This window comes from Legionella tucsonensis, from assembly GCF_001468035.1.
Classification (GTDB): Bacteria; Pseudomonadota; Gammaproteobacteria; order Legionellales; family Legionellaceae; genus Legionella; species Legionella tucsonensis.
The window spans coordinates 2,318,060-2,336,993 of sequence record NZ_LNZA01000001.1; the positions used below are offsets into that span (position 1 = coordinate 2,318,060).

The following is an 18,934-nucleotide window of genomic DNA, read 5'->3' on the forward strand; positions in this document are numbered from 1 at the left end:
CCATTTTCCTACTCTGCCGCGACGCTTTATGCGCGGTACGTAGGAAGGTGTATGCAGTATCTGAAAGGAGTATATGCAATACATAAAGGGGGTTATGTATGCGTATACTGGGTGAAAAAAGTTGCAGGATAGATCAGAGGAGCCTTCGCTGCCCCAGCCGCCATTTCTACAATCATCTTATTTAAATGTCATCCTTAGTCTGGAAAATCAATCTAAATTACAATAGGATAATGAATATTTAGGTGAAAAGGATTTACCATGATGATTGCAACATTACTGGCACCAGACAATGAAACCCGAGTAGCCATTACTCCTAACTCTGCAAAGCACTTTATAAAATTAGGTTTTGAAGTCGCCATAGAAAAAGATGCAGGTCTTGCTGCAGGTTTCAAAGATCAAAATTACGAAGAAGTCGGTGTCTCTGTTCATGATAAAAAAAGTATCCTGCAAAAAGCCAAGCTTCTTTTTTTTATTAATGAACCTAATCCCAAAGCTCTAGAAGGCTTGCTTCAGGGTGCCCTGCTCATAGGCCACATCGATAATAATCCAGAAAGTAAACTAATCACCTGGTGCAAGGATAAACAAATCACTCTGTTCTCAATGAACCTTATACCCCGCATCAGCCGTGCCCAAAGCATGGATAGCCTATCCTCACAAGCAAACTTGGCGGGTTACAGGGCTGTTCTAGAGGCCTGTTCTCAATTCCATCGAGCCATTCCGATGATGATGACGGCAGCAGGTATGATTCAGCCAGCTAAGGTACTTGTTCTTGGTGCAGGAGTCGCTGGTTTACAGGCCATAGCAACAGCCAAACGTTTAGGAGCTGTAGTTTATGCATTCGACGTACGACGGGCAGCAAAAGAACAAGTTGAAAGCTTAGGCGCAGAATTTATTGAAGTAAGTCAGGTTCAAGACAGTGAAACTAAAGGTGGCTACGCTTCGGAAATGAGTGAAGAATATAAAGAACTCCAAGCAGAACTTATTGATCAATACGCTAAATTAGCGGACATTGTCATTTCCACAGCATTAATTCCAGGTAGAAAAGCACCTGTTTTACTGTATAAAAAAACGGTAGAACAAATGAAGCCCGGTTCAGTCGTCGTTGATCTTGCGACTTCTCGAGGAGGAAACTGCGAAGTAAGCGTTCTTAATGAAGCCATAAAACATGGGGAAGTGACCGTCATTGGTTTAAGTAACCTGGCTGGTCTGGTTCCTACTACTGCAAGTGAACTGTATGCCAATAATCTAGTGCATCTCATTAATTTGTTGGCTCCCCAACCTCCAGAAATCACACTAAACCCCAGTGATGAAATCATTCAGCAAGCAGTGCTTTGCCATCAAAATCAATATCTACCGTTTCAGGCAATAAAGGAGACACAAAGTGCATGAGATTAACACTCTAGGTAATCCCTACATTACCATACTCACTATTTTCGTTTTGGCCTGCTTTGTAGGATATTATGTCGTCTGGAAGGTCACCCCAGCTCTGCATACTCCATTAATGTCAGTCACCAACGCAATATCCAGTATTATTGTTTTAGGGGCACTTATTGCTGCAGGAAGCCAGTTAACAGGAACAATCACCTGGATCGGTGGTTTAGCAATATTTATTACGTCAATTAATATTTTTGGTGGATTTGTTGTAACTCAACGTATGTTGCGTATGTATAAAAAATAGTTACAAAAATTAAGGATAATTTCTTATGACAGCCCTAGTTCCTTTGTTTTATCTATTATCTGCTGTGTGTTTTATATTGGCACTCAAAGGTTTAGCCAGCCCTGCATCAGCAAGGAGAGGAAATCTTTTGGGTATTGTCGGCATGATCCTTGCAGTAGGTTCGACTTTGATGATGCCAACAACATATCATCAACCTTTACTCATTAGCTTAATGATTGCAGGAGGCATTATTGGAACTTATATTGCCTTCAAAATTAATATGACTGCTATCCCGCAACTCGTCGCAGCATTCCACTCATTAGTGGGGATGGCAGCAGTTTTAGTTGCTTTCTGTGCATTTTTATCCCCAGCTTCGTTTCATATTGGTGTCCCAGGTGCAATTGCTAAAGCGAGCCTCATCGAAATGAGTCTCGGTTTAATTATTGGGGCCATCACTTTTTCAGGCTCAGTCATTGCTTTTTTCAAATTGCAAGGAATTATGTCAGGTAAACCAATTAAGCTCATAGGTCATAACGTAATTAATCTAATTACCACGTTAGCCATTCTCATTATATTGGCTTTGTTTTTTATTAACCAAACACTAACGTTGTTTAGTGTAATGGCTGGCTTATCTTTTTTAATTGGCATATTACTCATTATCCCTATTGGTGGTGCGGACATGCCAGTGGTTATATCAATGCTTAACTCATACTCAGGATGGGCTGCGGCAGGTATTGGATTCACACTCAGTAACCATTTGCTTGTTATTACCGGAGCTTTAGTAGGTGCTAGTGGGGCTATTCTAAGTTACATCATGTGTGTTGGAATGAACCGCTCAATCTTTAATGTAATTTTTGGCGGCATCCAGTCATCTGCGACTAATTCACACTCTAATGCAACAGATGAATCACGGACAGTACGACAAGGTAATGGTGAAGATGCAGCTTTCCTCTTAAGTAATGCTAAAGATGTAATCATTATCCCTGGATATGGTATGGCGGTAGCACATGCCCAACATGCAGTCAAAGAATTAGTTGATGTCTTAGAACATCGCGACATCAAAGTTCGCTTTGCAATTCATCCTGTTGCTGGTCGAATGCCCGGTCATATGAATGTATTACTTGCAGAAGCAAATATTCCATATGATAGAGTTTTTGAACAAAGTGAAATTAACCGTGATTTTTCAAGCTGTGACGTAGCTTATATAATTGGAGCAAACGATATAACCAATCCTGCAGCAAAAACCGATCCTAGTTCACCTATTTATGGTATGCCTGTTTTGGAAGTAGAAAAAGCAAAAAATGTATTGTTTGTTAAACGAAGCATGGCACCCGGTTATGCAGGCGTAGAAAACGATTTGTTTTATCATAACAATACCTACATGCTTTTTGGTGATGCAAAAGTAATGACTGAATCCATTGCCAAGGCTTTGGAAGCATTGTGAATCTGAATAAACGCACAAAAACCTGGGTGTTCTTCCGAGTTTTTCTATATCCCACACAGGTTACGATTCTATCTTTCAACGCATGAATATTAATTTGCCATACATACAAAATAAATGTATCTTAGTTCAGTTATTATCATTATGGAGTTATTTAATGTTACGAAAATTTGGACTTTGCTTGTTGTATTTTGCCACATCTTTAAGCACAAGCGCCTATTCTATGGAAAGTCATTTGCTCCAACGAGGAGTCTCGATTGAATATGAATTACCTAGTAATGATCCTCAAATATTTCTTAATTACCTGTTCTGGCCAGTAGAGGCCAATTGTAAAATCGACTCACAAGATGAAGGTGATGAGTTTTTAATTGTAGCGTTAGCTAAAAAAGGAAAAGTTAATGACATCGGCTTGTCAGCAGGAGAATCTTTGCGAATCACCGTCCATCCAGGCGAGAACTTGAAAATAAATGCGGACTCGGGCGCAAAAGTGGAAATCACTAATTTGGGTCTGCATACAGTAAAAGCTACGTGCACTGCTGCTTAATGTACGCAGAACTTTTTATTTAAAGAAATCTTTAATTGCAGCCTGGGGTGCAATGAAGCGAAACCGGGTTTATAGCAATATCAAAATGCCTGGGTTACGGCTACGCCTTCACCCAGGCTACGATGAGGCCATCATCACCTAATGTTCCCGTGTCGCATGAAATTGAATTTTAGGATATCGTTCTTCAGCCATTGTTAAATTAACACGAGTCGGAGCAAGATACATTAAAGCATCACTTCCATCCAGTGCCAGATAATCATGTGCTTTTGTTCGAAATTCACTCATTGCTTTATCATCGTCAGAATAAACCCAACGAGCACATGCTACATTCACTGTTTCATAAATACAATCTACCTTATATTCATGTTTCAAACGATGAGCAACTACATCAAACTGCAGCACCCCAACTGCTCCCAGGATTAATTGATTGCTATTTAATGGCCTAAATACCTGGGTTGCACCTTCTTCAGATAATTCAATTAAACCTTTTAATAAGGCCTTACTCTTTAACGGATCCTTTAAACGTACTAACCGAAACAGCTCGGGGGCAAAATTGGGGATACCAGTGAATTTTAATTGCTCACCTTGGGTAAATGTATCGCCGATTCGAATTGTTCCATGATTATGTAAACCAATAATATCACCAGGTAAAGCAACTTCTGTGTGTGAGCGGTCACCAGCCATGAAGGTTAAGGCATTAGAAATTTGTACTTCTTTTCCAATGCGTAAGTGATTGATTTTCATCCCTTTTCTGTAAGATCCAGAACAGATACGTAAAAAGGCAATTCTGTCCCTATGTTTCGGGTCCATATTAGCCTGTATTTTGAACACAAATCCACTAAAGGTATCTTCATTAGGTGATACAGCCCGCTCTTGGGTTGCACGAGGCTGTGGCGCTGGAGCATAACGGACGTAATCATCCAGTAACTCTTTAATCCCAAAATTATTTATTGCAGACCCAAAATAAACGGGTGTCATTTTACCCGCTAAATAGTTCTCCAAATTAAATTCATGAGAAGCGCCTTTGACCAGCTCAATTTCTTCACGTAACTCCTGAGCACCATCGCCCAATATTTCATCCAATTGCGGGTTATCTAATCCTTTAATTTGCACCGCATCCTGTTTTTGCGCATTTTTTCCGGGTTGATATAAATAAACTATATCTTCATAACGATGGTAAATGCCTTTAAAACGTTTTCCCATACCTACAGGCCAAGTAATTGGCGCACATTGAATACCTAAAACTGATTCAACCTCATCCAGTAAATCAATAGGATCGCGACCTTCACGATCCAGTTTATTAATAAAGGTCATGATTGGCGTATCACGCAAACGACATACTTCCATCAATTTAACAGTGCGCTCCTCGACCCCTTTGGCTACGTCAATAACCATCAGTGCTGAATCTACAGCAGTCAAGGTGCGGTAGGTATCTTCAGAAAAGTCCTCATGCCCAGGAGTATCCAACAAATTCATGACATGCTGATTATGTACAAACTGCATGACGGAAGTAGTAATAGAAATACCACGCTCTTTTTCCATTTCCATCCAATCAGAAGTTGCATGTCGGTCGGCTTTACGTCCTTTAACCGTTCCAGCTAGTTGAATTGCACCTCCAAATAAAAGTAATTTCTCAGTTACTGTTGTCTTACCCGCATCAGGGTGAGAAATAATTGCGAAGGTTCGTCGTGTATTGAAATCCTGATAAAAATCGGACATAAAATTCTCTAAACATATATAATATTATCGTATGTAGTGAATTTTAAGCGATTCCTGAACAAATACAAGACGAAGAATTATTCTTAGGGAAATAGTGAACTAAGAGAGCTGATTAAAATAGTCTTTACCCTCTATAAAGGCGTTATGATCAAAACTTAATTCATAAATTAAGATGTATTGATACAATTCACCTAACCTACGTCCCGCGACTTATTCGCGGGATCCAGAAAGGAGAATAAGATTAAGTTTGGTATTAATCAGATCATTCATGGATTCCGCGAACAAGTCGCGGAACGTAGGACAATAAGATAAATTTTCAATTCATTTTAATAAAATTCACGCTAAATACAAATATATATAGGAGATAATGAGTCCATCATGAAACGTTGCACTTGGGTTGGAACTGGCAAGCCTTATTATGAACAATACCATGATAGAGAATGGGGTATTCCTGTACATAATGATCAGAAACACTTTGAAATACTTTTGCTTGAAGGAGCGCAAGCAGGACTGAGTTGGGAAACAATACTTAAACGCCGTGAAGCATACCGTAAAGCATTCAAACAATTTGATCCCAATGCCGTAGCAAAAATGACAGATGAGGAATTACATGTCCTACTTACTGATTCGAGCATTATTCGTAATCGCCTTAAAATTTTTTCAGCACGCAAGAATGCGCTTGTGTTCTTAAAAATTGCGGAGGAATTCGGTTCCTTCGACAACTATGTTTGGCGATTTGTAAATGGAAGTCCTAAAATAAACTATCCTAAAAATCTTCAAGAAGTACCGGCCAGCACTCCCGAGTCAAATGCTTTATCCAAAGATTTAAAAAAAAGAGGGATGAGTTTTGTCGGGTCAACAATCATGTATGCTTACATGCAAGCAGTTGGAATGGTCGATGATCATTTAGTCGATTGCTTTTGTAAGAATCGAGAACTTAGTTCATAGAATGAGTATTTTGAAGTTGAAACTCTAACCCAGGTTTCGCTACGCTGCACCCAGGCTACAATTACGGAGTATTGTTTTATGTGACGAGAGAACATTAGGAATAGTAGTTTTATTGTAGTCTGGTGACGGAAGCTCTACCGGGAGTTTTGATAGTTCAGGTTATTATGATTGGTTATGCAGTTTCTTGTTTCTTAAGTTCCGCATAAAAATCCTGTGCCTTTTGTTCAATATATTTTTTGCAACCTTCCGGATCAATAAAAGGATTCTTCCTACCCTTTTGCGATGATAAATATTTGTTTTTGAGATCAAACATTCCAGCATGAGCCCCCAAAAAAATATCACAGCGTAGCGACTCGAGTACCTTTATGGAATGCTTATAATCTTGAGCAATATTAGGGTAGGTTATATTATCAACCAATTTATAACCAGGATTTACGCCAATGCTTCCTATAATTACGGCCTGATATTGCTTGCCGTGATCTTTTAGTTGTATTGTCCATGTAGTACACCCTTTAGTATGTCCAGGAGTCGAATGAGCAGTGAGTACAGTTCCTCCTAATTCCACCTTATCTCCGTCATGAAGTACCTTATCCACAGTACTTTGAGTAAAATAAGTACTGGAGTCATTTGCATAATGAAAATCAGATTTACCACCAGATAAAACCAAAGGTACATCTTCATCCATAACCATATATTTTGCATTTGTTTGCCGCTTAACCAATTCGCTACCTGCAGCATGATCAAAATGTGCATGGCTGATCAGAACAATTTTTGTATCGCTAAATTTAAAACCTAGTTTTTCTATACTGGCTTTAATCATTGGAACGTTTGCCTCAAGGTCACTATTGATCAAAATATTTCCTTTTGACGTGACAATCAGATAACTTGCGAGATCATCAGTACCCACATAATACAAATTTCCGGCAATCTGAAAAGGAGGAAAAGAATTTGGCATTGGATAGGCAAAACTTGAGTGATTCAATACCACCATCAGAACGCTTAAACATAATACTTTTTTCATAACAATAAAAATCCATAAATTAACGCAATTACCAAGATAGTACTTCATTTTCGAGGATATAGGATACAGATTGTTTAATTTTTTTATTAATGATCACCATAGAGTATTGATGCATGAAAATTTAAATGATCTTCGATAAAACTTGCGATGAAATAATAACTATGATCATAACCCTTATGCATACGCAGATTAAGTGCAACTTGAGCTTTCATACAAGCTGCCTGAAATAATTCAGGCCTAAGTTGCTCTTTTAAATAAGGGTCTTGAACACCCTGATCAATTAAAATATGCTGATGTGGCCATCCTCTCTCTGCGATGAGCTCACACGCATCGTACTGCTTCCAGTGTTTCTTATCTGTCCCCAGATAACCTGTGAACGCCTTTTGTCCCCATTGACATTGAGACGGCGCACAAATTGGAGCAAAGGCGGAGACCGAACGATACTGTTTTGGATGTTTCAAAGCTAAAATAAGTGCACCATGTCCCCCCATAGAATGGCCAAAGATACCACAAGCGTGGTGATTGATTGGAACATTTTGCTGAAGCACATTCGGCAACTCTTCATGTACATAAGTTGACATATTGTAATATTTTGACCAAGGAGATTGTGTAGCATCCACATAAAATCCAGCACCAACACCAAAGTCATAACTCTCTTTATCCCCTGGCAAATTAACCTCTCGAGGACTTGTATCAGGTACAACAAGAGCTAAACCTAAATGAGCAGCAATACGTTGTGCTCCCGCTTTAGTAATAAAATTTTGTTCTGTACACGTTAATCCTGAAAGCCAATATAGAACAGGGACACTTTGTTTCTGCGCTTGTGGCGGCAAAAAAATACCGAAACGCATAGTACAATGAGTTACTTCAGATTGATGAGAATATACCCGTTGAATACCGCCAAAACAAAAATGCTCTTCAATGAGTTCAATGGACATTTAATATTCCTTAAAGCTTTAAAAAGTGAGCACCGTACGAATCGACTGTCCCTGATGCATTAAATCAAAGGCCTGATTAATTTGCTCAAAAGGAAGAACGTGAGTAATTAAATCATCAATATTGATTTTCCCATCCATATACCAATCAACAATTTTAGGAACATCGGTACGTCCACGCATTCCACCAAATGCCGATCCTTTCCACACCCTGCCAGTAACCAATTGGAACGGTCTGGTAGCAATCTCCTGCCCCGCTCCTGCAACTCCAATTATGGTACAAACACCCCAACCTTTATGACAACATTCAAGCGCTTGACGCATCAGTTTTACATCACCTACACATTCAAAACTGTAATCAGCGCCCCCCTTCGTCAGTTCAATAAGGTAGGACACTAAATCATTATTAATGTCCATAGGATTAATAAAATCAGTCATTCCCATTTTTTGAGCTAAAGCGCGACGTTCAGATCTAATATCGATACCTACGATCTGATCTGCCCCAACCATACGAGCTGCCTGAACCACATTCAGTCCAATACCGCCTAAACCAAAAACAACAACCCGAGAACCTGGAGTAACTTGTGCGGTATTAATTACAGCCCCTATCCCTGTAGTAACTCCACAGCCGATATAGCATACTTTTTCAAATGAGGCATCCTCACGAATTTTCGCAACAGCAATTTCAGGTAACACAATATAATTTGCAAAAGTTGACGTCCCCATATAATGAAATATTTTTTTTCCATTAAGGCTGAAACGACTTGTTCCATCAGGCATTACCCCCTGACCTTGTGTTGCTCGGATTGCCTGACAAAGGTTAGTTTTTTGGGAAAGACAATATTCACATTGACGGCATTCAGGAGTATACAAGGGAATTACATGATCCCCAGGCTTTAGTGAAGTTACTTCCGGACCAATATCTACAATAACGCCGGCGCCTTCATGCCCTAAAATAACTGGAAAAAGACCTTCAGGATCATCACCAGATAATGTATATGCATCAGTATGACAGACACCTGTAGCCTTAATTTCAACGAGTACTTCTCCTTTTTTTGGTCCTTCCAACTCAACCGTTTCAATTACCAACGGTTTCCCAACCTCGTATGCTACTGCGGCCTTTACTTGCATCCCCCCCCCTACTCATAGAAATACTACCCAAGTAACGAATCACTTAATTTTATTGAAAAAAAGTTACCTTAAATAAGATAATTTAAATGCAGATGAGCACCTTAGCAAGGATAAACGAACTGAAAGCACAACTCTTCAAGCTCATTTATTTCCTTTTAGTTATATTTTATACTTATAGATTAAACCAATACTAAAAAGATCAAATAAATCTCAATGGGATAGAATATGATCATTCATAGTGAATTTAAACCTGCTTGGTGGCTTACCAATACGCACGGGCAAACTCTGTATCGGACATTGACTCATCGAGAGAATGTCTTTGTCGATTCTTATGAGCGGCTTGAACTTCCTGATGGTGATTTTATTGATCTAGCCTGGAAAGTTAATGGATTAGAACATGATGCTCCTTTAATTATTCTGGTGCATGGATTAGGTGGCGATATCAATTCAGCGTATGTTACCACCTTGTTTCATGCATTCAATAAATCGGGTTATCGAACTGTTTTAATGAATCTGCGTGGGGCAAGCGGTGAACCAAATCGCCTGCCACGTTCTTATCATGGAGGAGATACCACTGATTTAGCACATTTTCTCAATGTACTGAAATTTAGAGAACCCAGAACAAAAAAAGCTGTGGTAGGTATTTCATTAGGCGGCAATATACTTCTCAAATGGTTGGGAGAAGTAAGCTCTCAATCTCTAATTGATGCAGCCGTAGCAGTTTCTGTGCCATTTCAATTGAAAAATGTAGTTCAAAAGATAAATAAAGGATTTTCTCGTGTGTATCAGGCACATTTGTTAGAAAAATTACGCTCTGTCTTTTCACAAAAATTAGATGTTATAAATTGCCAATTACCGCTTTCCAAAGAGAAGCTGTTTTCCATAAAAACCCTATACGAATTTGACATACAAATAACTGCCCCATTACATGGATTTGCTAATGCAGATGAGTATTATCAAAAATCCAGTTCGAGGCAGTATCTCTCTCAAATTGCTACACCTACTTTAATTATTCATGCTTTAGATGATCCTTTTATGACGCCCGAAATTCTCCCAACTACCGGTGAATTATCTTCAGATATTCTTTTGGAGTTAAGTACACACGGAGGTCATGTAGGATTTATTGCAAATAAAAAACACTATTGGTTAGAGCAACGCATCCCTAATTTTTTAATGGATTTTCTGGTCTCTTCAAATACATGTAAATTCAAAAAAATTAATTAATGACGCATGGATTAAGCAATTTTCTTGAATAAGAAAAAATTATTGCCTCAAATGAGCGCAGTGACAGCTATAAAAATTCCAATTATTTTCATGAGCATATTTGACTCACAGCGCTCACTACAAACTCACTTTCCCGCACAATCTGGACAAAAGAAACACAATATGTTCTATAATTGAAAATAGAGTTTTTTTAGAGCCTGATGATGATTAAAACAAAAATAATTAAAAAGGATAGTTTACTTAAAATCTATGGAGCTAATTACTCATCCCTGGCGCATAATCGCTCTGACCTGGAATATTTTAAACGCTCCAAGGTCCGTATTTTTTTTAGAGACTCAGAGGAAAACATGCTGGCAGGTTTTTGTATCAACTCAGGTCCTAATTATCGAACCTTTCTCCCATTGAGCTCATCTCAATTGCAGAAACTCTATAGTGACCATAGCTTTGATCGAAAGAAACCTCATGAAATCACATGTCTTTGGATCGAAAAAACCTCGCAACATGCATCCTGGGTAGTATTTCTTTATTTTATATTATTTCTTGATGTGCTTCGTCTGCCCATGAGGCCCATTATTTTTGGCACTCATGGAAAAAATATTAATAATTTTTTTTCTCTCCCTTTTCCCAAAATTATTTTTTATGAAAAGTTATTCGTACTTACAAAAGGAGAAGAATGTGATTTTTGGATTAGGAAAAGTTCTAAGTTGCAATTTCTAAGAGGTTTTATTGTACTTGCAACAATCAGGTTATTTCTGGGGAATAAAACTTTAGCTCGCTTTCGTTTGTGGCTTGATAAAAAAAAGTCAAATTAAAAAACTACAATCCTAAGTGGTAACATGGAGATAGGTAGTATGAGTAGTATGAAAAAAGAATACCCTTCCCTTAAAGGGTTGGCATTATATGGCGGCTCACCAGTTCGCACAAAACCTTGGCCAACCTATGACAAAGGGAATGTTATCATAGATGACGAGGACACCGATCTAATTCTGGATGTGATTAAAAGCAAGAGATTATTTCGTTATGACAACCGGGAAATCAAGGATACAAAAGTAGGTCAATTCGAAGAAGGACTCAAAAATTACTTTAATTCTGAATATGCGCTTGCAGTAAGCTCTGGTACAGCTGCAATTTCACTACCGCTTATGGCGCTTGAGCTACCTGATGACTCATTAGTTGGATGTCCCGCATATTCCTTTACAGCAACACCCAGTGCGATTCTCCAGGCACGATTAAAACCACTCCTCATTGAAGTGGATCGAAATCTTCACGTTGATTTAGCGGATCTTGATAAAAAAATTACTCATATGAAAGCATTGGTAGTAGTTCATATGAGAGGTTTTCCTGCTCCTCTTCCGCAAATTCTGGAGCTTGCCGCTCAACACGGCATACCTGTTATTGAGGATGCTGTTCCCAGTCTTGGATGTAAATTAAACAATAAATATTTAGGTACATACGGTGTAGCAGGGGCATTTAGTACTCAATCGGACAAATCATTAAATACTGGAGAAGGAGGATTTATCTTAACCAACAACAAAGATCTCTATCTTAAATGTGTTATTTTATCTGGAGCATATGAACGTCTTTTCGAAAAACATTTTTCTAATCAACCTTGCGCCATTGATTGTACATCGATACCCATATTTAATTTTCGCTTAGACGAAATCCGTGGTGCACTTGGATTAACTCAATTAAAAAAACTCAATAAGCGACTGAATTTGCTCTCACAAAACTATACTTATGTCATTCAAAACATTGTAAATTTAAAATGCTTAAGACCACGTGATACCTGGAGCGACACCGCATTACCGCTTGGTGATAACCTACTTTTGGAATTAGATGGCTCAATTGAGGACTGTTGCTGGTTTGCTGAAGCACTTACTGCAGAAGGGATAGATTCAAAAGCGCTTGGAGACCTTACTAAAATCAATGTTCGCAGATTTTGGGACTGGGCCTATTTATTTAAGGATGTAGCAAAACATGAAATTCCAAATCTTTATCCTGACAGTTTTAGAAACATCCAATCTTATATTGATATTGCTCTTTCACCTACATTGAAAAAAGAAGATCTGGATGAATTCTTAACTGCCATCAAAAAGGTGCATGATCATTATGAACTCAAAAAATAATTTAAATCATTGTGTTGCCTTAATCACGGGTGGAAATGGTGGACTAGGTCTTGCCATGGCACTCGCCTTACGAAAAACCGGAGCACAAGTACTTGTTTGCGGTCGAGATCAGGAAAAACTAAAACAAGCCCAAAAACATGATCTCATTCCACTGACGATGGATGTAAGTCATGAAGAAAGTATTCATGAAGGTTTTAAAACAATAACCGAGCAATTTGGAAAACTGGATATATTGATTAATAACGCGGGCATCTATGAAGATCAGCATCTTTTAGAACTTTCACTAGAACACTGGGAACATCTCATAAGAACTAATCTTACTTCAGTCTTTCTCTGCTCACAAAACGCAGCTCGTCTTATGAAAACCCAACATCATGGTAAAATTATCAACGTAGGTTCTGTGTATTCTCTGTTTGGCCACCCTAACTCCATCGGATATGCCACCACAAAAACAGGAATATTGGGTTTAACCCGTTCGCTTGCATTAGAACTTGGCCCCTGGAATATACAGGTCAATGCTATTTTGCCTGGTTGGTTTGAAACAGCAATTAATGGTTCCTTACCACAAACAAACAGAGGAGAGGAAATCAGGAAGAAAACACCTCTAGGCAGGTGGGGCCAACCTCAAGATATTGGCCCTTTAGCTGTTTTTCTCTCCTCAAGTGGCTCAGACTTCATAACAGGGACAATGATCCCGATTGATGGAGGGTACTCTGTCTCCGATCGCACTATTTGGTGAGGCATGAATTTAAAAATTTTCAGTTCGTAATCTTGGCAACATCCAATACTTTATAGTGTTCGTCAAGTATAAAAATTTTCCAAAAATGATAGAGATAAAATTTCATTTTAGAAATCTGCTTGCGAATTAGCAGTTGAATTTACTACTGAATTCAAGATAATGTAGAGTAAAAACTTAATATAATCAACATACTCTCCTGAAGATATTTTATGAAAATAAATAGGAATCCAACAGCTAAAGACATTTTTTACGCTGCAATTATTGAATCCAGTAATGATGCGATTATCGGGAAAGATCTGAATGGCACGATTATAAGTTGGAACAAAGCGGCTGAAAATCTATATGGATACACAGCCAAAGAAATTATTGGTTTATCAATAGATTACCTTACACCTACTGATAGAAAATATGAGACTCAACAAATCTTAACAAAAATTAAAGAAGGTAAGAAAATAGAGCACTATGAAACGATTCACTTGAAAAGAAATGGATCAGAAATCAAAGTATCCGTATCTGGCTCACCAATTAAAAATGCTTCTGGTAAAGTAATAGGTGCAGCATCCATTATCAGAGAAATCCCATTTGTAACACCTGAGCAAAAGAAGTTTGAATTAGCGGTGGAAGCTGCCCCAAATGGTATGCTTATAATTGATGTTCTAGGTAATATAAAGCTTGTAAATGAACAAATCGAGAAAATGTTTGGTTATACTCGAGCTGAACTTTTAGGAAAACCCATAGAGGTTCTTGTCCCTGAGCGTTTTAGAGAAAACCATCCACAGTATCGAGAAGATTTTTTTAAAGATCCTAAGGCACGCCTAATGGGAGCTGGACGGGATCTTTACGGATTAAGACGGGATGGAACTGAGTTTCCTGTTGAAATTGGCTTAAATCCTTTACAAACAGATGAAGGAATTTTAGTTTTTGCTTCGGTTGTAGATATTACCGAACGAAAGCGATTGACTCAGCGATTTAAGTTGGCTGTAGAGGCTTCTCCAACTGGAATGATAATGATTAATCGTGCTGGGGAAATCGAACTTTTAAATTCGCAAATCATTAAAATGTTTGGCTATAAGAAACACGAACTAATGGGTAAGAAAATAGAAATTCTTGTGCCTGAACGATTCAGAGCAAAGCATCCTGAACATCGACTTGTTTTTTTTGAAAATCCTAAAGCGCGACGCATGGGTGCGGGGAGAGATCTTTTTGGTCAAAGAAAAGACGGTACTGAATTCCCTGTTGAAATTGGTTTAAATCCATTAATTACTGAAGATGGAAGTTTTGTTTTGGCGTCTGTTGTTGATATTACGGAAAGAAAAAAAGAGCAAGAAAAATTCCGATTGGCGATTGAATCGACCCCAGCAGGAATTTTGATGGTAAATAAAATGGGGGAAATAGAACTTGCCAATAGACAAGTACTTAAAATGTTTAAGTATAAAAAGGAAGATTTAATTGGACAAAAAATTGAGGTACTTGTACCCGACCGATTTCGTGCTAATCACCCAAAGTACCGTATGACTTACTTCATGAAACCACAAACACGAGCAATGGGAACTGGTCGTGATTTATATGGTTTGAGAAGTGATGGTACCGAGTTTCCTGTTGAAATTGGCTTAAATCCATTAAAAACAGAATCAGGAGTTTTTGTTTTAGCCTCTGTTATTGATATAACAGAACGTAAGTTTAATGAACAAATCATAAAAAAGAGTAATGCTGAGCTTGAACGTTTCGCCTATATAGTGTCTCATGACTTAAAAGCACCCCTAAGAGGAATTGCTACTATATCTGAATGGATTATTGAAGAATATAAGCAAAAATTAGATTCTAAAGGCAAAAATTATTTAGAACTGCTTGATAACAGGGTTAAAAAACTGCAAGCGCTAATTGACGGTATATTGGAATATTCAAGAATAGGACATATTCAAGGAGAATTAGAACGAATTAATTTGAATAAATTAATTGAAGAAATTAAAGAGATTTTAATGCCTCCTAAATACATTAAAATAAGAGCCCAGCAAGATCTTCCAGTTATCTATGCAGAAAAAACTCATATTTATCAAATACTCCAAAATTTGATTAGCAATGCCATCATTTACAATGATAAGGAACAAGGACTCATAGAAATTGGAGTGTGCGAATACTCTAAAGAATGGAAATTTTTTATAAAAGATAATGGAATAGGAATTGACGAACAATATAAAGACAAAATTTTTGAACTTTTTCAAACACTACAAAGTAAAGAAAAATACTCATCTACTGGAGTAGGTCTTTCACTTGTCAAAAAAATTTTAGAGCTTTATGGTGGGAAAATTTGGTTTAAATCAATAGTTGGACAAGAAACCACATTTTACTTTACATTAAATAAAGAAAAAGTAAGTGGGGGTTAATAATGTATTCAACTAAGCCTATTCTACTTATCGAAGATGATCAGGTTGATCAAATGGCAATTCAGAGAGCCTTTGAACAACTTAATATAAAAAATGAACTTGTCATTCGTGAAAATGGTGAAGATGCCTTGCTTTATCTTAAAGAATTTGGAAAACCTTGCCTTATAATTTTAGATTTAAATATGCCACGAATGAATGGTTTGGAATTTTTAGATATTATTAAAAGAGACAAGTTATTTAAATTCATTCCTGTAGTTGTATTTACAACGTCTCAACAAATAGAAGATAAAATGAGAGCATACGAAAAATGTATTACGGGTTATATTGCAAAACCAGCAGATTCCAAAAAAATTATAGAAATATTCAAATCAATTAATGATTATTGGAGCATTTCAGAAGGACCTCTATCATAAATCCAGACTGCTAACAAGATAGTGGTATCGTAAACAGGATAAAACTAAAAATTCACTTAATGAACTGTTTTTGTCTTCATCCATTTTTGAATTTCAGAGGTCGTTTCATCAATCACTTGAATCATTTGCTGATATAATTTCTCCAATAAATCACGTTGTCCTGATTTCCAATAACGCTCAAGATATTGGCAAGCGATTTTCAAACGGATGGCACCGACATATACTACACCTCCCTTAATTTTATGAGCAAGTTTCTGGGTTTTTTCCCAGTCACCTTGAGTGTGTGCATTTTTTAGTAAGGTAATATCTTCAACAAGAGAATGATTTAGCAGTAACTTGAACATCTTACAGAGCATATCTTCTGTCCCTGTAGTTTTAATTCCTTCTGCAATATCAAGTAGAGGGAATCCTGAAAGTTCAAAAAATTGCTCTTCTGTTGCGGGTAAATCTAAAACATCAAGTTCAGGAGAGATTCCTTTTTCTTTTTGTATGGAGGAGATAAATGAACTCAAAATATCACAACAATTCTTTTGAGTTAATGGTTTACAGAGTACGGCATTTATTCCTGATTCAATACAGCGTTGCTTGTTTTCTTCACCAACATGAGCTGTTAGTGCAATAATGGGGGTGTGATGGTTTTTAGCGATTTCTTGGACACGAATGTGGTGGGTCACTTGATAACCATCCATATCAGGTAAACCGATATCCATAAAAATTAAATCGTACTTATTTTTCTTCCAGAATTGTAGTGCCGATTGTCCATCAGCTGCTATATCAACGTAACAATTACATTGATTCAACATTTCTTTTGCAATTGTTTGTGCAATGGCATTGTCTTCAACTAATAAGATACGATGTTTGAATAATTTTTCAGCTGAATCTGGGGCTTGTTGAGTGATTGCAGTATTGTGTGCAACACTTGGAATGTTAGACTCAACAAAATCATTATCAATTCCTGTTTCATCTTCTAAAAGTGCTGTTTTTAAGGGAATGATGCAGGTGAATAGTGTTCCTTTGGCAACCGTACTCTCAACATATATTTCCCCATCTAATTCATCAATAAACTGTTTAATTACCGCAAGACCTAGACCTGCTCCTTTATAAATTCCTTTGTAGGAAGGCGTTAGGCGTTTAAATTGCAGGAAAATTTCCTGCTGCTTATCCTTGGGAATTCCCATACCACTGTCTTCTACGATGAATTGAATAATGATTTCTCGGTTTTCTCGTTTTGCCAGTTTAGCGGTTAATTTTACAAAGCCTGTATCTGTGAAATTCAATGAGTTAGCAATTAGCTCGAGTAAAATGCGATGGATGCGCACAGGATCACCAATGAGGTATTTGGGAATATTGGGATCAAAATCCAATGATAAACGCAGGTGTTTTGCAGATGCTTTGGCTTTATTAAGATCAATAATATGTTGAACGATTTGTTGTAAGACAAATTTTTTCCTAACTTTGGGCACTTCGCCAGAACTTACATGAATTGCTTCAAGCACCTCATCCATAAAATCAAGCAAAGCATGGCTGGATGCGACTAGATTATCCGCATATTCTTTAATCTGGACACTTTTTGCTGCAGATTTGATGAGATCTGCAAATCCAACTATACCGGTAAGAGGGGTGCGGATGTCATGACGCATATTTTCAAGAAACTCTGTTTTTGCAAGGCTTGCTGCTTCGGCTTTTTCTTTTGCGATCTTGAGTTCTGCTTCAATTTTTTTGCGGTCAGTGATGTTAATTGATATACCAAGTACTCCGGTAATTTCTCCTTTTTTATTGCGCATCGGGGATTTATGGCTTAAAAAAATGGCATTTTTACCTTCGATTAGGGCTTTTTCTTCAATAATTTCAGTTTCACCTGTTTGCATAATATAAAGATCATTTTGGCGGAATAATTCTGCTTGATTTTCACCCCAAGATAAATCAAAATCGGTTTTTCCTATAAGTTCATAGCCAAATTGAAATCCTACGCTTTGTGCTTGCCGGTTATTGCATCCCAAATACACGCCATTTTTGTCTTTCCAATAAACATGTCCTGGCATATTGGCAAGAATGTTTTCTAAAGTTGATTGTGTTTTTTCCTGGTTTGAGCGCAAATCTGCTTCTTGCTTTTTACGATGGGTAATGTTTAATGAGATACCTAAAATACCCACGACATTTCCTTGTTCATCGCGTAGAGGGGTTTTCCTGGTTAATACAACTGCTTGTTGGCCATTGGCTAATGTTCCGGTTTCTTCCAGTTCTAATGAAGAATTAAGTGCCATCACTTTTAAATCATTGTTGCGAATTGTTTCTGCAGATGCTGCCCATGGCATATCAAAGTCTGTTTTTCCAATTATGGATTTCATCCCAGTCATTTCAAGCATGGTATCATTACAACCTAAATAAACCCCATTTTTGTCTTTCCAATAAATACTGCCTGGCAATTCTTTAATGATGCTTGCAAGAATAGAAGGATCTGCTTCAACAGAAGGTGAGGAGGGAGATTCCTTAGAACTGCTGATTTTAATTTTAGGTTTCTTTTCTGACATAAGTGTTCTCTTTTATTCTTATAAGTTATAGACCTAATATTGGCAGCGTACAAGATAAGGATACATATTTAAAAAATGAATTAAGATAACTTAATCGAATTCTAAAAGCGCACTATTTTTG

16 protein-coding genes are annotated in these 18,934 nt (G+C 37.5%); 11 read left to right on the top strand and 5 right to left on the bottom strand.

The features are described 5' to 3' along the window. Nucleotides 1-258: 258 nt before the first annotated feature. The 4 genes from Ltuc_RS10205 to Ltuc_RS10220 all read left to right on the top strand — a co-directional run bounded on the left by Ltuc_RS10205 (nt 259) and on the right by Ltuc_RS10220 (nt 3,642). Nucleotides 259-1,389 carry a Re/Si-specific NAD(P)(+) transhydrogenase subunit alpha gene (locus Ltuc_RS10205; RefSeq protein WP_058521154.1) on the top strand — a complete coding sequence of 377 codons (1,131 nt, stop codon included), beginning with the start codon at nt 259-261 and terminating at the stop codon, nt 1,387-1,389. Then, a complete protein-coding gene (locus Ltuc_RS10210) occupies nt 1,382-1,678 on the top strand; it encodes a proton-translocating transhydrogenase family protein (protein WP_058521155.1) in 297 nt (98 codons plus the stop codon). The genes Ltuc_RS10205 and Ltuc_RS10210 overlap by 8 nt, the downstream gene beginning before the upstream one ends. Nucleotides 1,679-1,703: 25 nt before the next feature. Continuing rightward, complete coding sequence (locus Ltuc_RS10215; RefSeq protein ID WP_058521156.1) at nt 1,704-3,101, top strand: NAD(P)(+) transhydrogenase (Re/Si-specific) subunit beta; 1,398 nt, start codon at nt 1,704-1,706, stop codon at nt 3,099-3,101. Nucleotides 3,102-3,255: 154 nt separating this feature from the next. Further along, complete coding sequence (locus Ltuc_RS10220) at nt 3,256-3,642, top strand: hypothetical protein (protein ID WP_058521157.1); 387 nt, start codon at nt 3,256-3,258, stop codon at nt 3,640-3,642. 138 nt (nt 3,643-3,780) lie between these two features. Here Ltuc_RS10220 and Ltuc_RS10225 read toward each other — a convergent pair whose 3' ends face one another. Beyond that, the gene (locus Ltuc_RS10225) at nt 3,781-5,361 is read right to left on the bottom strand and encodes a peptide chain release factor 3 (protein WP_058521158.1); all 1,581 of its coding nucleotides are present in this window, start codon (nt 5,359-5,361) and stop codon (nt 3,781-3,783) included. A gap of 378 nt (nt 5,362-5,739) precedes the next feature. Between Ltuc_RS10225 and Ltuc_RS10230 the strand changes: the two genes are divergently transcribed. Further along, complete coding sequence (locus Ltuc_RS10230) at nt 5,740-6,309, top strand: DNA-3-methyladenine glycosylase I (protein ID WP_058521159.1); 570 nt, start codon at nt 5,740-5,742, stop codon at nt 6,307-6,309. A 172-nt stretch (nt 6,310-6,481) separates the two neighbouring features. Here the strand turns inward: Ltuc_RS10230 and bla are convergent, their stop codons facing one another. From bla to Ltuc_RS10245, 3 genes are all read right to left on the bottom strand, one after another. Then, complete coding sequence (gene bla / locus Ltuc_RS10235) at nt 6,482-7,330, bottom strand: subclass B3 metallo-beta-lactamase (protein ID WP_065236216.1); 849 nt, start codon at nt 7,328-7,330, stop codon at nt 6,482-6,484. 86 nt (nt 7,331-7,416) lie between these two features. After that, nucleotides 7,417-8,268, bottom strand: a complete 852-nt coding sequence (gene fghA / locus Ltuc_RS10240) for an S-formylglutathione hydrolase (protein ID WP_058521161.1) — start codon at nt 8,266-8,268, stop codon at nt 7,417-7,419. Between the two features lie 18 nt (nt 8,269-8,286). Continuing rightward, the gene (locus Ltuc_RS10245; protein ID WP_058521162.1) at nt 8,287-9,396 is read right to left on the bottom strand and encodes an S-(hydroxymethyl)glutathione dehydrogenase/class III alcohol dehydrogenase; all 1,110 of its coding nucleotides are present in this window, start codon (nt 9,394-9,396) and stop codon (nt 8,287-8,289) included. Nucleotides 9,397-9,621: 225 nt separating this feature from the next. Between Ltuc_RS10245 and Ltuc_RS10250 the strand changes: the two genes are divergently transcribed. The 6 genes from Ltuc_RS10250 (at nt 9,622) to Ltuc_RS10275 (ending at nt 16,282) form a co-directional block, all read left to right on the top strand. Beyond that, nucleotides 9,622-10,620 (top strand): hydrolase, encoded by a 999-nt coding sequence (locus Ltuc_RS10250; RefSeq protein WP_058521163.1) that lies wholly within the window; start codon nt 9,622-9,624, stop codon nt 10,618-10,620. Nucleotides 10,621-10,820: 200 nt separating this feature from the next. After that, nucleotides 10,821-11,432, top strand: coding sequence for a hypothetical protein (locus Ltuc_RS10255; RefSeq protein WP_133138345.1), 612 nt, complete (start codon nt 10,821-10,823; stop codon nt 11,430-11,432). A gap of 39 nt (nt 11,433-11,471) precedes the next feature. Beyond that, complete coding sequence (locus tag Ltuc_RS10260; protein ID WP_058521165.1) at nt 11,472-12,746, top strand: DegT/DnrJ/EryC1/StrS family aminotransferase; 1,275 nt, start codon at nt 11,472-11,474, stop codon at nt 12,744-12,746. Continuing rightward, nucleotides 12,730-13,485, top strand: a complete 756-nt coding sequence (locus Ltuc_RS10265; protein WP_058521166.1) for an SDR family NAD(P)-dependent oxidoreductase — start codon at nt 12,730-12,732, stop codon at nt 13,483-13,485. The genes Ltuc_RS10260 and Ltuc_RS10265 overlap by 17 nt, the downstream gene beginning before the upstream one ends. A 209-nt stretch (nt 13,486-13,694) precedes the next feature. Continuing rightward, nucleotides 13,695-15,869, top strand: a complete 2,175-nt coding sequence (locus Ltuc_RS15080; RefSeq protein WP_058521167.1) for a PAS domain-containing sensor histidine kinase — start codon at nt 13,695-13,697, stop codon at nt 15,867-15,869. Between the two features lie 2 nt (nt 15,870-15,871). Beyond that, nucleotides 15,872-16,282: a response regulator gene (locus Ltuc_RS10275; protein ID WP_058521168.1), complete on the top strand. Its 411-nt coding sequence runs from the start codon at nt 15,872-15,874 to the stop codon at nt 16,280-16,282. A 56-nt stretch (nt 16,283-16,338) separates the two neighbouring features. Here the strand turns inward: Ltuc_RS10275 and Ltuc_RS10280 are convergent, their stop codons facing one another. Beyond that, a complete protein-coding gene (locus Ltuc_RS10280) occupies nt 16,339-18,813 on the bottom strand; it encodes a PAS domain-containing sensor histidine kinase (RefSeq protein ID WP_058521169.1) in 2,475 nt (824 codons plus the stop codon). Nucleotides 18,814-18,934 lie beyond the last annotated feature (121 nt).

Coding starts and splice junctions, on each gene's coding strand:
- Ltuc_RS10205 (WP_058521154.1), top strand. CDS start 259: ATGATGATTGCAACATTACTGGCACCAGACAATGAAACCCGAGTAGCC.
- Ltuc_RS10215 (WP_058521156.1), top strand. CDS start 1,704: ATGACAGCCCTAGTTCCTTTGTTTTATCTATTATCTGCTGTGTGTTTT.
- Ltuc_RS10220 (WP_058521157.1), top strand. CDS start 3,256: ATGTTACGAAAATTTGGACTTTGCTTGTTGTATTTTGCCACATCTTTA.
- Ltuc_RS10225 (WP_058521158.1), bottom strand. CDS start 5,361: ATGTCCGATTTTTATCAGGATTTCAATACACGACGAACCTTCGCAATT.
- Ltuc_RS10230 (WP_058521159.1), top strand. CDS start 5,740: ATGAAACGTTGCACTTGGGTTGGAACTGGCAAGCCTTATTATGAACAA.
- bla (WP_065236216.1), bottom strand. CDS start 7,330: ATGAAAAAAGTATTATGTTTAAGCGTTCTGATGGTGGTATTGAATCAC.
- fghA (WP_058521161.1), bottom strand. CDS start 8,268: ATGTCCATTGAACTCATTGAAGAGCATTTTTGTTTTGGCGGTATTCAA.
- Ltuc_RS10245 (WP_058521162.1), bottom strand. CDS start 9,396: ATGCAAGTAAAGGCCGCAGTAGCATACGAGGTTGGGAAACCGTTGGTA.
- Ltuc_RS10250 (WP_058521163.1), top strand. CDS start 9,622: ATGATCATTCATAGTGAATTTAAACCTGCTTGGTGGCTTACCAATACG.
- Ltuc_RS10255 (WP_133138345.1), top strand. CDS start 10,821: ATGATGATTAAAACAAAAATAATTAAAAAGGATAGTTTACTTAAAATC.
- Ltuc_RS10260 (WP_058521165.1), top strand. CDS start 11,472: ATGAGTAGTATGAAAAAAGAATACCCTTCCCTTAAAGGGTTGGCATTA.
- Ltuc_RS10265 (WP_058521166.1), top strand. CDS start 12,730: ATGAACTCAAAAAATAATTTAAATCATTGTGTTGCCTTAATCACGGGT.
- Ltuc_RS15080 (WP_058521167.1), top strand. CDS start 13,695: ATGAAAATAAATAGGAATCCAACAGCTAAAGACATTTTTTACGCTGCA.
- Ltuc_RS10275 (WP_058521168.1), top strand. CDS start 15,872: ATGTATTCAACTAAGCCTATTCTACTTATCGAAGATGATCAGGTTGAT.
- Ltuc_RS10280 (WP_058521169.1), bottom strand. CDS start 18,813: ATGTCAGAAAAGAAACCTAAAATTAAAATCAGCAGTTCTAAGGAATCT.